The organism is Gordonia cholesterolivorans (assembly GCF_039531975.1).
Taxonomy (GTDB): domain Bacteria; phylum Actinomycetota; class Actinomycetes; order Mycobacteriales; family Mycobacteriaceae; genus Gordonia; species Gordonia sihwensis.
Genome location: NZ_BAAARB010000003.1, coordinates 147,500 through 160,139, shown reverse-complemented (window position 1 = coordinate 160,139; position 12,640 = coordinate 147,500). Strand labels below are relative to the sequence as shown.

Annotated in this window: 15 protein-coding genes; 11 read left to right on the top strand and 4 right to left on the bottom strand. The window is 69.3% G+C overall.

What is annotated here, in order from left to right; translation table 11 throughout:
• Window positions 1–50: 50 nt before the first annotated feature.
• Complete coding sequence (locus ABFX36_RS04200) at window positions 51–929, bottom strand: glycosyltransferase family 2 protein (RefSeq protein ID WP_062365893.1); 879 nt, start codon at window positions 927–929, stop codon at window positions 51–53.
• Between the two features lie 211 nt (window positions 930–1,140).
• Window positions 1,141–1,455, bottom strand: a complete 315-nt coding sequence (locus ABFX36_RS04195; protein ID WP_156150513.1) for a hypothetical protein — start codon at window positions 1,453–1,455, stop codon at window positions 1,141–1,143.
• 366 nt (window positions 1,456–1,821) lie between these two features.
• Here ABFX36_RS04195 and ABFX36_RS04190 point away from each other — a divergent pair, with 366 nt between their 5' ends.
• From ABFX36_RS04190 to ABFX36_RS04170, 5 genes are all read left to right on the top strand, one after another.
• Window positions 1,822–2,046 carry an MbtH family protein gene (locus ABFX36_RS04190; protein WP_006895631.1) on the top strand — a complete coding sequence of 75 codons (225 nt, stop codon included), beginning with the start codon at window positions 1,822–1,824 and terminating at the stop codon, window positions 2,044–2,046.
• A gap of 67 nt (window positions 2,047–2,113) precedes the next feature.
• Entirely contained in the window at window positions 2,114–3,313 is a 1,200-nt protein-coding gene (locus ABFX36_RS04185) for a sensor histidine kinase (RefSeq protein WP_062365890.1), read from the top strand.
• 41 nt (window positions 3,314–3,354) lie between these two features.
• Window positions 3,355–4,368, top strand: coding sequence for a hypothetical protein (locus ABFX36_RS04180; protein ID WP_308128707.1), 1,014 nt, complete (start codon window positions 3,355–3,357; stop codon window positions 4,366–4,368).
• A complete protein-coding gene (locus ABFX36_RS04175) occupies window positions 4,365–5,525 on the top strand; it encodes an ATP-binding protein (protein WP_231875642.1) in 1,161 nt (386 codons plus the stop codon). The genes ABFX36_RS04180 and ABFX36_RS04175 overlap by 4 nt, the downstream gene beginning before the upstream one ends.
• Window positions 5,510–6,637: a hypothetical protein gene (locus tag ABFX36_RS04170; protein ID WP_062365886.1), complete on the top strand. Its 1,128-nt coding sequence runs from the start codon at window positions 5,510–5,512 to the stop codon at window positions 6,635–6,637. Before ABFX36_RS04175 ends, ABFX36_RS04170 begins: the two co-directional genes overlap by 16 nt.
• A 39-nt stretch (window positions 6,638–6,676) precedes the next feature.
• Here the strand turns inward: ABFX36_RS04170 and ABFX36_RS04165 are convergent, their stop codons facing one another.
• On the bottom strand, window positions 6,677–7,186 hold the full coding sequence (locus ABFX36_RS04165; RefSeq protein WP_006895626.1) for an MTB12 C-terminal domain-containing protein: 510 nt from the start codon (window positions 7,184–7,186) through the stop codon (window positions 6,677–6,679).
• Window positions 7,187–7,243: 57 nt separating this feature from the next.
• Window positions 7,244–8,002, bottom strand: coding sequence for an acetoacetate decarboxylase family protein (locus tag ABFX36_RS04160; protein WP_039867056.1), 759 nt, complete (start codon window positions 8,000–8,002; stop codon window positions 7,244–7,246).
• Window positions 8,003–8,172: 170 nt separating this feature from the next.
• Between ABFX36_RS04160 and ABFX36_RS04155 the strand changes: the two genes are divergently transcribed.
• The 6 genes from ABFX36_RS04155 (at window position 8,173) to rplX (ending at window position 12,639) form a co-directional block, all read left to right on the top strand.
• Window positions 8,173–8,865 carry a response regulator gene (locus ABFX36_RS04155; protein WP_375003740.1) on the top strand — a complete coding sequence of 231 codons (693 nt, stop codon included), beginning with the start codon at window positions 8,173–8,175 and terminating at the stop codon, window positions 8,863–8,865.
• A gap of 227 nt (window positions 8,866–9,092) precedes the next feature.
• Window positions 9,093–9,377 carry a LuxR C-terminal-related transcriptional regulator gene (locus tag ABFX36_RS04150; RefSeq protein ID WP_085950743.1) on the top strand — a complete coding sequence of 95 codons (285 nt, stop codon included), beginning with the start codon at window positions 9,093–9,095 and terminating at the stop codon, window positions 9,375–9,377.
• 65 nt (window positions 9,378–9,442) lie between these two features.
• Window positions 9,443–10,621, top strand: a complete 1,179-nt coding sequence (locus ABFX36_RS04145; RefSeq protein WP_006895622.1) for a sensor histidine kinase — start codon at window positions 9,443–9,445, stop codon at window positions 10,619–10,621.
• The gene (locus tag ABFX36_RS04140) at window positions 10,618–11,706 is read left to right on the top strand and encodes a hypothetical protein (protein WP_346075065.1); all 1,089 of its coding nucleotides are present in this window, start codon (window positions 10,618–10,620) and stop codon (window positions 11,704–11,706) included. Before ABFX36_RS04145 ends, ABFX36_RS04140 begins: the two co-directional genes overlap by 4 nt.
• Window positions 11,707–11,949: 243 nt before the next feature.
• Entirely contained in the window at window positions 11,950–12,318 is a 369-nt protein-coding gene (gene rplN, locus ABFX36_RS04135) for a 50S ribosomal protein L14 (RefSeq protein ID WP_006895620.1), read from the top strand.
• A gap of 3 nt (window positions 12,319–12,321) precedes the next feature.
• The gene (gene rplX / locus ABFX36_RS04130; protein WP_006895619.1) at window positions 12,322–12,639 is read left to right on the top strand and encodes a 50S ribosomal protein L24; all 318 of its coding nucleotides are present in this window, start codon (window positions 12,322–12,324) and stop codon (window positions 12,637–12,639) included.
• The last annotated feature ends 1 nt before the right edge of the window (window position 12,640 follow it).

The following is a 12,640-nucleotide window of genomic DNA, read 5'->3' as shown; positions in this document are numbered from 1 at the left end:
GACGAGTCCGCCGGGGATCGTGACCCGATCCCCGGCGGCGCCGCTCGGATTCAGACGCGGGCGGTGTCGCTCGGGTCGTCGCTTCGGAAGATCCGGCGGAACGACATCGTCCCGGTCTTCGCGTCGTACGCGCGGGTCGGCAGCCAGGTGAACAGGTGCAGGACCCGGTTGTTCAGCACCTGCAGGCGGCTCTTGCGGGCTTCGCCGTGCAGCCCGTGGATGCGGTAGGTCTCCGGCAACTGCCGCATGTACCGGCCGTAGGAGCGCGGGCTGCTGCGGAAACGGCGTGCCGAGCTGTCGGCGGCCATGCCGACGATGAAGGCGATCCGGTAGCCGGCCTCCCGGCAGCACAGCGACAGATCCAAGTCCTCGTACACGTCCGGGCGGTCGGAGACGGCGTCCCGGATCGTGGGCCACACCGCGGTGCGCAGAACGCTGTTGCCGCCGGTGGCCATGTGCAGACCGACGATTCCGCGCGGGTCGTCGGACTTGGCCCGCACCCGCGCGATGAGCCGCTGATTCGACTTCTCGAAGGTCTTCTTGAACGGAGAGTCGAACGGGGTGAGGGGGCCGGTGGCGAGCACCACGTCGTCGGGCATGTCGGCGAAGAACTCCCGGATGGAGCGGGCCCAGCCGGGGTGCGGAACCGTGTCGGCGTCCAGGCGCGCCGTCAGTTCACTCGTCGAGGCCTCGAATCCGGCGTTGCGCGCGAATATCAGTCCGGGGCGGGTCTCGCTGACCAGACGGATCCGCGGCTCCCGCGCGCTGCACTCGCTGACGATCTCGGCGGTGCGATCGGTCGAACCGTTGTCGACCACGATGATCTCGTTGAGGTCCTCGATCTGTTCGCAGAGACGGGTCAGCGTCTGCGCGATCGAATCCTCCTCGTTGAGCGCCGGAACCATGACGGAGAGAGTTGGGTGAGTCACAAAGCCGAACCCTACCGCCCAATGCGGACAGTTCGGAGTTTGTCGGCGGACAGATCTGGGTGTGTCGGCGTTTCAGATGAATCTGCGATCAGATCCGTCGAATCGGACACGCTACCCGCCCCAAGTCGTGTGTGATCTATATCGCAGACTCAACACTCGCGATGTGGATCGGAAGCTGTAACAGAATGATCGGGGTCGGCCGATAGTCCGTTCAGCTGACAGATTGAAGGCGCCGCTCTTCAACGCCCGTGCCGTGGTACGCGTTGAGCCAGCGGATGGCCGAAGAGACGATGCGAAGGTCCTCATGGGGCCCGACGGTGCGGAGGCGATAGGGGAGAAGGTTCATGAGCGCGGCGAACAGCGCGGCGTTCGCCGAGTGGTCGGAGTAACCGCCGGCCTCGAGGCGGCAAGCGATCTCGTCCGCGAGTTCGGCATAGGTGACCGGCTTGCCCGCGAGGCGGACGGCGACGAGCCGCGGCATCGTGATGCTGCGGTCTTCGATGCGTTCGAGCAGATCGCTACTCATGGTGATCACCTGTACTTCTCTAGCTGCCGCTGTGGTCGTGCGTTTGAATGAGTATGTCCTGCTGACAACGGTCCGCGATAGGGGTTAGTTCCCAGAACTGCTCGCGATCGGTCCGAACGTATGTGCAGGCGGTCCGGTTTGCCGCTGTTTTTGCAGGTGAGCGCGGTGCTGCGGGGCCTCTGTGGCCAAAGTTGCAATTGTTTAACAAAGCACATCGCAGCGCGCGCCCGGCATGTTTTTGCGGAATCGGCCGCCGGGCTGCGATTATCGTCAGGTGTGACCGGTTGACTGGCCGGAGGATGAGGCCCGCCGGGCTCTGCTGTGTGGGCCGCCGCACCGGACTGCGGCGGCCGGAAGGAATGAGTGATGACCAACCCGTTCGACGATGAAGACGGCCGGTTCTACGTTCTGGTGAACGCGGAGAACCAGCATTCGCTGTGGCCGACGTTCGCGGACATCCCGGCCGGCTGGACCAAGGTGTTCGGCGAGGACAGTCGAGAAGCGTGCCTGGAGTACGTGGAGAAGAACTGGACCGACTTGCGCCCGCAGAGTCTGATCGACGCGATGGAAGCAGACCAGAAGAACGCCTGACCGGCCCGTTCGGGCGACGTTTCACGCTTGGGGAAACCGCGGTCTCGCCGGGTCGGGAGAGGGAGCGATGCCGGCTAGTCGATCGGTGCCGTCGGTGTCGGCGCGGATGCAGGCGACCGGCACCACCGTATTCGGCTTCACCTATCTCGGTATCTTCTTCCTCGCGCCCAGCGATCTCGACCGCTACTTCGCGCTCACCGGCCACTGGTGGCGGTGGCTGGGCATCGCCGTCGTCCTGGCTTCCGCGCTCGCCGTCGTCGCCGTCGGGGTCACCCGCCGGATCGATCGGCTCGAACCGGTGGCCGTCGGCTGTGCCCTCGCCTTCCTCGCGCTGATCGCCGCCTGGTTCGCCGGGTGGGACGGGCACGTGGGCCAGGTTCCGGCGAACGGGTTCGATCACGGCATCGTCTTCATCCCCCAGATCGCGAGCTGCCTGCTGGTGTTGTGCGGCAGGCTCGGCTTCGCGGTCGCGAACCTCGTGGTCGCCGGCGGGCTCAGCCTTCTCGTCGCCTCGATCGCCTCGGGAGGCGTGGCCTGGGTGGACCTCGCCGCGGGACTGTGGGTTCTGGCCCTCGCCGGAATCTATCTGGGCATCTGCTGGGCGGTGATGAGCGCAGCGCACCGGTTCGACGAACAGCGGCAGGAGGCGGCCGCGCGAGCCGTGGCACTGCTGCGGAGCAACGTCCGCGACGCCGAACGGCGCCGGATCGACGCGATGGTGCACGACCGCCTCATCGCGCTTCTGACGGCTCTGCGACCCGGGCCGCTGTCCGTGGGCTTTCGGCAGAGCATCTCGGGTGTGCTCGACGAACTCGCGAACTGGTCGACCGAGGTGGAGCCGGGCGCGGAGCGGATCCGGGCGACCGAGTTCCTGCAGCGACTGCGTCTGTCCGTCGACGATCTCGGTTCCGGGGTCGAGGTGGAAGCCGTGGTCTCCGCTCCGCCGGGCACCGAGTTCCCGGCCGCGGCGGCCGACACCGTGATCGAAGCGGTCGGGGAAGCGGTACGCAACTTCCATCGGCACGCCGGCCCCGAGGCGTCCGGCGCCGTGCTCTGCGGCGTGGGGCCCGACCGGATCAGCGCGGTGGTCGTGGACGACGGAGTCGGATTCGACCCGGAGGCGATTCCTGCGCACCGCATCGGGGTGGCCCTCGGGATTCTGGAACGGATGCGCCAGCTCGACGGCGGCACCAGCCGGGTGGTCAGTGCTCCGGGCGCCGGAACCCGAGTGGAACTCGGCTGGGCCGATCCGGGCGCTGACCGGTGAGCGCCGCTGTGGAGCCCAGAAGAACGATCACCGAACCTGCGGTGCGTCGTGCACCGATGGTGGTGGTGTTGGCCGGATACCTCGTTGCGCTGGGCATTCTGATGGCGGTCCGCGGTGCGGTGGAACCGCGGGGCTTCGCGTACTGGGTCGGCGCCGGCTGCGGGCTGGCGCTCTACACCGCGGCTTTCGCGGTGACGCTCTCTCCGCCCCCGGGGCGATTCGGCCGTAGCCCGGCACTGGTGGCCATCGGTCTGACGCTGGTGGCGCAGGCGGTGGTGTGGGTGGCCGTCGCGGCCGACGGTGTCACCGACGCCCACGCATACCTGCCGATGTTCGTCACGGCCTTCGTGCTGGAGACACTGCTGGTGTTCCGCAGCCGGGCCGTGATCGCCTGGGTGGGTGCACTGAGCGGCATCGCCCTCGGTCTGGTGCTCGGCGCGGTCACCGGCGCGACCCACTGGTGGAGCACCGTCCAGACCACGACGGCGGTGCTCCTCGCCGCAGCCACGGCGGCCACGGCGATGCTGTCGCCGCTGTTCCGGGAACTCGACGCGCTGGCCGCCAGACACGAGCGCGCCTCCGACGAGGAGGGCGCGGGGAAGGCTGCGCTGCTGGCACGTGAGGAGCGGATCGCGCGGATCGACGGGAGGGTGCGTCCGCTGCTGGAGAACGTGCTCGACGCCGATCAGGTCACCGGAGCCGACGTCCGGACCGCACGGCTGATCGAGGCCCTCCTGCGCGATGGCATCCGAGCGCCGTCATTCGACACCTCCGAGGTCCGCAGGGCGGTGTGGCGCGCGAGAGACCGCGGCGTGTCGGTGACCCTGCTCGACGACGGCGGCCTGAGCGAGGTGACCGTCGACGAAGCCGCAGTGATCCTGGCGCAGGTCTCGACGGTCCTGTGCGCCGAACTCGACGCATTATCCGAAGGCGAGGTGGTGGCCCGCGTGGCGCCGCCCGGCCGCTGCCCGGTGGCATCGGTGACGGTGGCGCACGGCGGCACTCGGCGGCGGGTCGAGTTCAGCGGCGGACGCACCCGGGTGGTGGAGTCGTGAACGAACTCCGGATGCGGCGCGGCGCCGCGGTCTGCATGGCGATCACATCGCTGCTCGTGCCGACCCTGATGCTCGCGTACTACGACCAGGTGGTGGTCCTGGTGGAGGTGTGGTGGCTCCCGGTCAGCATCTCGCTCGTCGGCGGATCGGCGACGGCCCTGCTCCTGGACGCGTCGTTCGGGAACGGGCGCCGCGTAGGTCCGCTCTCCCTGCTCCTCGGCGTCGCCAATGCGGCCGCCGTGGTGCTGTGGCTCGTCGCGTGGAAAGGCGGTGCGGCGCCGTCGACGTACGGGTCGCCGCCGATCTGGCCCGCCAACACCGTGGTCCTGCCCGCCGTGGTGATGGCGACGGTGTACCGGCCCCGGGTGACGGTGACGTACACGGCATTCGTGCTGATCCTGCTCGCGACCGCGCAGCAGTACGTGAAGCAGGGGCAACTCGGCACCATCGGCTATGCGAACTCGTTGCTGACCGCCACACTGGTCGGTGTGTTCCTCACGGTGGAGTACTCGATGATGCGTGCGCTGCGCGAGACCGATGCGCGCCGGGACCGAATCCTGGCGGCGAGTGCGAATGCCGCGAGTCGAGCCGCCCGGACGGCTGAGCGAGAGCGGCTCGACGCGGTGGTGCGCGACGGAGTGGTCGCGATGCTCAGACTGGTGTCGGAGAACCCGGCCGACGCCGAGACGAGGAGGGAGGCGGCCACGGCGCTCGCCGACCTCGACGGCCGTTCGGCCCCCTACCGGCCGCCCCTGCACGTCTCGGCTCGCGAGTCGGTCCTCCGGCTGCGAGAGGCGGTGAACGCGATCGGCGACGACACGATGATCGACCTCCGGGTCGACGATCCGGAGATCGAGTACCCGCACGTGCTCGTCGAGTCACTCGTCGACGCGGCCGCCGAAGCGGTCGCCAACGCGGTCACCCATGCCGGGCCGGGATCCTCGCGCGCACTCGTCGGTGTCTTCGACGCACACCTCATCCGTCTCCGGATCGTCGACGACGGCGTCGGCTTCGATCCGGACCGCGTGCCGCCCGACCGTGCGGGCATCGAACTCGGAATCCTCCGCCGCATGCGCGAACAGCCCAGCGGCGGCGCCTGGATCGATTCCTCGGCGTCCGACGGAACGATGGTGTCGCTGGAATGGCGCAGGCCGTGACCGCGACGGTCCGCCGCGCCCCGCGCCCGTCCGGCGACGCGCGGCCCGGCCGGGGACCGGAGACCATGGCGGAGATGCTCGGTCTCGGCCGCCCCGGACTGCGGGTGGCCGTGGGAGCGGTGATGGTCGCGTACGTGGTGGTGGAACTGTTCCTGCCACGGCTCGACCTCAGCTTCGCACAGCTCACTGCGATGGTCGTCGGATCGATCGGTCTGGCCGCATCGTTGTGTCTGGCGACCTGCGGTGTGGACGACCCGCTGTCGCGGCCGGCGGCGATCGTCGTGGTCTGTCTCGGCGCGGCCTCGGGCGCGGTGGTGTGGTGGTCGATTCCGGTGGGACCGGCCAACTGGGTGCGCCCCAGCGCGCCGATGATCGCGTACGCGGTCGCGATGTGTCTGCTGATCGTGCGCGGCCGGGCGAGGTGGGCGTGGTTGGGGTTCGTGCTGGTGATCGGACTGTCGTGCGTGGCGGTGGCGGCGTGGGGCTGGCGTCCGGGCACGGCGGTCCCGGTGGCGCTGCGCATGCTCGCGGCGATGGTGCCGGCCTCGCTGATGATGCTCTACGTCCGGCCGCTGCTGGCGTTCGCCCGCGTGCTCGACCGCCGCGAGGTCGCGGCCGTCCAAGCGAGCGCTGCGCACGAGGCGACGCTGATTCAGCGGCGCGCGCAGCTCGACGCCCTCAACGAGGAGGTCCGGCCCTTTCTGGAACGACTCTCCGTCGGTGACGGGTTCTCGCCCGGCGAGGTGATGCGGGCGCGACTGGTGGAGGCCGAGCTGAGGGATGAGGTCCGCGGCCGCGGCTGGATGTCGCAGCCCGTGCGGGACGCCGCGGCGGCGGCGCGGGAGCGCGGTGTCGATGTCCGGCTGTTCGACGACCGGCGGGTCGACGCGCGGGGCGGGGTCGCCGACGGCCCCCTCCACGCCGAACTCGTCGCGGTGCTCACCCGGGCGCGGCGGGGCGGGGTGACCGCCCGTCTGCTTCCTGCCGGCCGGGACGTGGTGGCGTCCATCGGCGAATCCGACGGCACCCGCACGCGGCGGCGCGTGTGCGCGGTCTCGACCGCCGGTGAACTGGCCTGGAGAGACGACACCGGCGGCGCATCCTCGGACTGAGGAGCGCCGCCGGTGCGGAGACTGAGTCGAGATCCCCGGTCAGTGCTTGGGCATCATCGAGGTCAGCGTGGTGACCGAGGCGCCGGCCAGCTTCCACTGTCCGTCCTGCTTCACCATCGCGAGCTGGATGTCGACCGGTGCCGGAGCGTGCGGCGACTTGACGGCGGTCACGGCCACCGCCTTGTTCTCACCGTCGGCCTTGACCGACTTCACGGTGTAGGCGTCGGGGGTGTAGCCGGCCGGACCGGAGGCCTTGGCGAAGGCGTTGAGCGCCTCGGCCGACCCGGGAGTCGAGGTGTCGACGACCTTGGAGAGGTCGTCGATCGAGGTGTTGCCGTCGACCGCGGTCCGGATGATCTCCTGTGCCTTGGCGTTGTCGAGGCCTTCGACACCGGCCATGGCGCTCGATTCGACGCTCGCCGACTGCGAAGCGGAGGCGGTGCTCGCGGTGTCGTCGTCGGAGTTCGAGCATGCCGCCAGCAGTGCGGTGGTGGCGGCGACGGCCGCGAGCGCGGCGGCGGGGCGACGGAGGTTTCGGATGGCGGTCATGGCTCTCCTAGTGGTCAGACGGGATTATTTAGGCAAGCCTAACATCAGATGTCGCCGTCAGGGTGCCGGGGTGAGCACGGTCGCATCGTCGAAGGTCATCGACAGGTCGGCCACCGACGACGCCATCAGCGCGCGCCGGGACAGATCCAGGCGCCGCAGTTCGTCCGCGATCGGGTGGTCGCCCAGCGTCAGGCGCGCGCCACCCAGTCGGGTCCTGGTTCCCGAGGTGGAGGTCAGACGCCACGGGGTCCGGCGCGCGACGCCGTCGAGTTGCGAATACGCCTGCAGAACGGTGTCGCGCGCGCTGTCGGGAACCGGGACGCCACGGCTCACGGTGAGGTCGGCGATGAGCCTGCCGTCCTGGCTGACGCGTCCGTGCTTCACCGCCGAGTCGTGGTCGACCTCGAAATCGGCGAGGATCTTCGGGAAGCCCCAGATCCCGCGGCCGGCCGCCAGAGTGAACTCGCCGTCCACCGGCAGATCGTGGATCAACGCATGGGCGTCGGCCGACGCCAGGGATCGCATCGCGGACAGCGCCGAGGCCTGCCGCCCGGGCGGCTGCATGAGGAAGCAGACGCCGAACTCGTTGTACGGCCCGAGGTCGCCGTCCCGGTAGTCGACGAAGACGAGCATGCACAGTGCTCGTCCGCGGCGCACCTGCAACGGTGCCAGGTCCAGGTCGCCGCGGCGGCGGACGGCGGCGCGCACGGCTTCGGTGTCGGCGGTGAACCCGGCGACGAAGCAGCGTGCCGACCGGATCCGTACGGGCATCTCGACGTCGACGCCCAGAACGTCGTGAACTCGCATGTCAGTCATCTGTCTCACGCTACGTCGTGAGTCTGGCGTTGCGGGTGAGTTCCCTGGTGAAGGAGATGGCGCATGTCACGGACTTTGGTCCCCCGAACGAAGGAACACCGAGATCTTGTCGGAGGCGTTCGATAGTTTGAAGACGTCCGAGATGTTCGTATCGGACAGGGGATGGGGAGATGACGAAGCACATGGACGACGACGGCGGTCCGCGGACGCCCGAGTCCGGGGTCGTTCGCGTCGGGATGGTCGACGACCACCAGTCGCCGGTATGGGGGATCGAAAGGATTCTGGAGCGTCAGGACGACCTCGAACTCGTCGGCTCCGCACCCACCGTGGCCGAGCTCCTGGACAAGGCGACGGATCTCGACGTCGTGATCCTCGACCTGCGTCTCAATGACGGAACCACCCCGCGGGAGAACGTCAGCACGCTCGCCGATCACGGCATCGTGACGGTCGTCTACACCTCCGGTGAGCATCCGGACCTGCTGCGCTCGGCTGCCCGCGCGGGGACGCTCGCGGTGGTTCTCAAGTCCGCCTCCGAGGAGGAGATCCTCGCCGCGATCCGCGCCGCGGCCGGCGGCGAGGAAGTGCTGACCACCGAGTGGGCGGCCGCCATCGACGGTGACCCGAACCTCGATGCCGTCGACCTGAGTCCGCAGCTGCAACGAGTGCTGACGCTGTACGCGTCCGGCGGGACGTCGGTCAGCGTCGGACAGGAGTTGGGTGTCACCCCGGACACGGTCAACGAGTACCTGAAGCGGATCCGGCAGAAGTACGCCGATGCGGGCCGTCCCACGCGCACCAAACTCGACCTGTTCAAACGTGCGGTCGAAGACGGCTGGCTCCCGATGCCGCTCCGGGACTCCTGAGGGGCCTTCTCCGCTGCTCACATGCCGTGCGTCACAGCGCGCGGAACGCCCGAAGATGTCCCTATTTCTGGGTCTACCGGGGCGGCGACGCCGTTCGTAACGTTGATTGTGAGCCTGGGCGATTCCTGTTCAGGTGCCAACCACAGCCGGTCGGGGATTTGACAGGAGGATCGCCTGTGAGCGTTGCCGAACTCGAGGTCGGAATCAACGATGGGCGGGTGCCCCGCATGACGGCGCCGGTGGTCGATGCAGCAGTACTGCCGCATCTGGTCGTCGCACCTCCGTCGCGACCCGCACTGTCGACACGTGAGGTCGAAGTGCTCCTCGCGTGGATGGCGGCGGAGTCGAAAGAGGACGCCGCGAACAAACTCTTCATCTCTCAGTCGACCGTGAGCACGCATATTTCGCGGATTCGTGCCAAGTACGCGGCCGTCGGCCGCCCGGCACCGACGAAAGCGCACCTTCTCGCTCGCGCATTGCAGGACGGGTATACGACACTAGAGGAGTGGTGACCCGGACTTTCATCAGAAGTCGCCGCCCGCTGTCCGGATCTCCGGACGGCGGGCGGCGACATTCGATGGGAACGGTTCTCGGCGGCGACCCTCAGCGTGACCGCGTCCGAACCTCCCTGGCCAGGTTCGTCGGAATCGGCTATCTCATCTACGCGGTGATCGCGCTGCCGCAGATGGCGTCTGAAGCCGATGGGCGGCTGCCGCAGTGGTACCCGGTGGCCGCCGCCCTGCTCGCCTTCGGCCCGGGCTTCGCACTGTTGGCGGCCTCGCTGGTGAGAGCCTGGCATCGCGGCATCGCGGCCCTTGCACTCTCGTGCGCGATCGGCCTGTTCGCCGCGGCGGTGCTGTGGCTGGCGCTGTGCCGCGCCGAGACACAGAGCCCGGCGTTCTGGATCCTCGACTTCGCCGGCCTGGTGGGCATGGCAGCGGTCCTGGTGCGGCCGGTCCGCGAGGCGATCGCGCTGCTGGCCGTCGCCAAGCTTCTGGGTGCGATGGTCGCGGTCTGGTACGTCACCGGCGCCGATGTGTGGTCGGCGGTGGAGGAGGCACTCTTCGGGATCGTGTTCACGTCGGTGTGTGTTCTGTTGGCCCATCGGGTGCTGCGGCTCGGCGCGGAACTCGACGAGTCCCGATCGAAAGCCGAATCGGCAGTCGCTCAGGGAGTGGCAGAGGTGGAGGCGGCGCGGGTCGACGCCCTCATTCACGACTATGTGCTCTCGACCTTCGTGGCGGTGGCGGCCGACCGGGACGACCCACGAGTGGCCGACCAGGCCGCCGGTGCACTCGAGGCGCTGGACCGGCTGGCCGATGAGGCGGGAACGCCCGACGACGTGGGCGCCAGGGAGGCGGTGGCCCGGCTGCGGGCGGTGATCGCGCGGATCGACGGCGATCTGCCGGTGACGGTCGAGATCGACGACCACGCGATCGCCTGTCCCGACACGGTGATCTCGGCGTTGGCCGAGGCAGCCGCCGAGGCCGTGCGTAACAGCGTCGTCCACGCCGGCGCCGCGGCTGCGACGGCGGTGTTCATCGGAATCGGGCCCGACCTGATCCAGATCGTGGTGACCGACGACGGGGTGGGCTTCGATCCCGAATCGGTGTCGGCGGACCGCCTCGGGCTGGCGCTGAGCATCCGCCATCGCGTCGGCGCGCTCCGCGGTGGAGAGGCCGTCGTCGTCAGCAGGCCGGGACAGGGCTGCACTGTCCGTCTGCGCTGGTCACCGGCGGCGGTGAGCGTCGGATGACCGCGCCGGATCGGGTTGCGGCAGACCGCGCCGCCCAGCAGGGGAGTGCCGACGTCGCGACCGTGCTCGGTCTGCGGAGCCGGGGCGCGGCGCTGGTGGTGGCCTGTGCTTGGACGGCGTTCGCCGCACTCGGTCTGGCCAGCGGCGACGTGCGGGCGCCGGCCGCGTATGTCGGCGGGTTCGTGATCCTGGGCGTCGGCTGGGTCGCCGGACTGCGCTCGCCGTCCGACCCGATGCGGCCGTGGCACGCGGTCGCCGTGGCGGCGTCCGGCGTGGCCGCGTCCGGGCTGTCAGTCTGGGCGGCCGAGGTGAGCGACCGTGCGGCAGTCTTGTCACTCGGCGGCGCCGTGGCATTGACGTCGCTGGTCCTCGCGGTGCGCGGGCAGATCGCGATCGCGTGGGCGGGCGGACTCCTGGGCGTGCTCGCCACGGCCGTGGCAGCCCAGGCTCGCGACATCAACTTCGTGACGGCGGCGCAGATCGCGGTGCCCGGGAACATCGGGATACTGGCAGCGGCCACCTTCTTCGCGATGATCATCCGGCCACGCGTCCGGCAGATCAGTGCCATGCGCAGGCTGCGAGAACGGGGCCTGCGAGAACGGGGCCTGGGGGAACGGGGCGGGGCGGACGGGGAGCCCCTGGCGGTCCGCGGCGACCGCATCCGACAGTTGCAGGACCGGGTGCGGCCGCTGCTCGAGCGCATCGCCTCGGGTGAACCGCTGACCGACCGGGAAGTGGCGATGTGTCTGCTCGTGGAGGCCGGCTTGCGCGACCGCATCCGGGCTCCGGGGCTCGATGTCCCCGAACTGGCCGAGGCAGCGTGGCAGGCGCGAGCACGCGGCGTCCGCGTGCTGCTGCTGGACGACCGGAAGGCGGCGCCGGTCCTCGACAGCACCGTGCTGCACGACGTCCGGCAGGCCGCCGTCGGGGTGCTGACGGGGGCGCGCGCCGGCGCGCAGGTCACGGTGCGGCTCCTGCCCGAGCGGCGAGACCGGTACGCCACGATCGCCGTCGCCGAGGACGGTTCCGCCCGCAGGATCGACTTTCCACCGGAGCCCGCCGAAGGCGGACGGCCGGCGCGGTGAGTACTCGCAGGCGAGGTTTCCCCAGGTCCCGGCGCTGAACTGATTTGGCTGCAGCAGGGGGATCGGCCTACACTAGAGCGGTTGCCTGCGGCGTGTGCGCCGCGAGTCGAGCCGCGAACCCACTGCGGCGTCCTCCGGAATCCGGGGAACGCCCAGGCAGGCGCGGGTTTCGATGGTGACAGACCGTGTGCGTCGGGTCGGAAATCCGGCGGACATAAGTATCCAGGTCAAGGAGACTACGCAGTGATTCAGCAGGAATCGCGGCTGCGCGTGGCCGACAACACCGGTGCGAAGGAGATCCTCTGCATCCGTGTTCTCGGTGGATCGTCGCGGCGCTACGCCGGCGTGGGTGACGTCATCGTCGCCACCGTCAAGGACGCCATCCCCGGCGGAAACATCAAGAAGGGTGAGGTCGTCAAGGCCGTCATCGTGCGCACCGTCAAGGAGCGCCGTCGCCCGGACGGCTCGTACATCAAGTTCGATGAGAACGCGGCCGTCATCCTCAAGAACGAGAGCGACCCGCGCGGTACCCGCATCTTCGGCCCGGTCGGCCGCGAGCTGCGTGACAAGCGCTTCATGAAGATCGTTTCGCTCGCACCGGAGGTGATCTAACCCATGAAGATCCATAAGGGTGACACCGTCATCGTCATCGCGGGCAAGGACAAGGGCGCCAAGGGCAAGGTCATCGAGGCCTACCCGAAGCGCGAGCGCGTGCTCGTCGAGGGCGTCAACCGCATCAAGAAGCACACCAGCGCCTCGGCGAACGAGCGCGGTGCGGAATCCGGCGGCATCGTGACGCAGGAGGCTCCGATCCACGTCTCGAACGTGATGATCGTCGACGCCGACGGCAACCCGACCCGCGTCGGTTACCGCCGCGACGAGGAGACCGGCAAGAACGTCCGCATCTCCCGCAAGACCGGGAAGGACATCTGAT

Coding starts and splice junctions, on each gene's coding strand:
- ABFX36_RS04190 (WP_006895631.1), top strand. CDS start 1,822: ATGACCAACCCGTTCGACGATGAAGACGGCCGGTTCTACGTTCTGGTG.
- ABFX36_RS04170 (WP_062365886.1), top strand. CDS start 5,510: ATGGCGCAGGCCGTGACCGCGACGGTCCGCCGCGCCCCGCGCCCGTCC.
- ABFX36_RS04195 (WP_156150513.1), bottom strand. CDS start 1,455: ATGAGTAGCGATCTGCTCGAACGCATCGAAGACCGCAGCATCACGATG.
- ABFX36_RS04165 (WP_006895626.1), bottom strand. CDS start 7,186: ATGACCGCCATCCGAAACCTCCGTCGCCCCGCCGCCGCGCTCGCGGCC.
- ABFX36_RS04185 (WP_062365890.1), top strand. CDS start 2,114: ATGCCGGCTAGTCGATCGGTGCCGTCGGTGTCGGCGCGGATGCAGGCG.
- ABFX36_RS04160 (WP_039867056.1), bottom strand. CDS start 8,002: ATGACTGACATGCGAGTTCACGACGTTCTGGGCGTCGACGTCGAGATG.
- ABFX36_RS04155 (WP_375003740.1), top strand. CDS start 8,173: ATGACGAAGCACATGGACGACGACGGCGGTCCGCGGACGCCCGAGTCC.
- rplX (WP_006895619.1), top strand. CDS start 12,322: ATGAAGATCCATAAGGGTGACACCGTCATCGTCATCGCGGGCAAGGAC.
- ABFX36_RS04145 (WP_006895622.1), top strand. CDS start 9,443: ATGGGAACGGTTCTCGGCGGCGACCCTCAGCGTGACCGCGTCCGAACC.
- ABFX36_RS04150 (WP_085950743.1), top strand. CDS start 9,093: ATGACGGCGCCGGTGGTCGATGCAGCAGTACTGCCGCATCTGGTCGTC.
- ABFX36_RS04140 (WP_346075065.1), top strand. CDS start 10,618: ATGACCGCGCCGGATCGGGTTGCGGCAGACCGCGCCGCCCAGCAGGGG.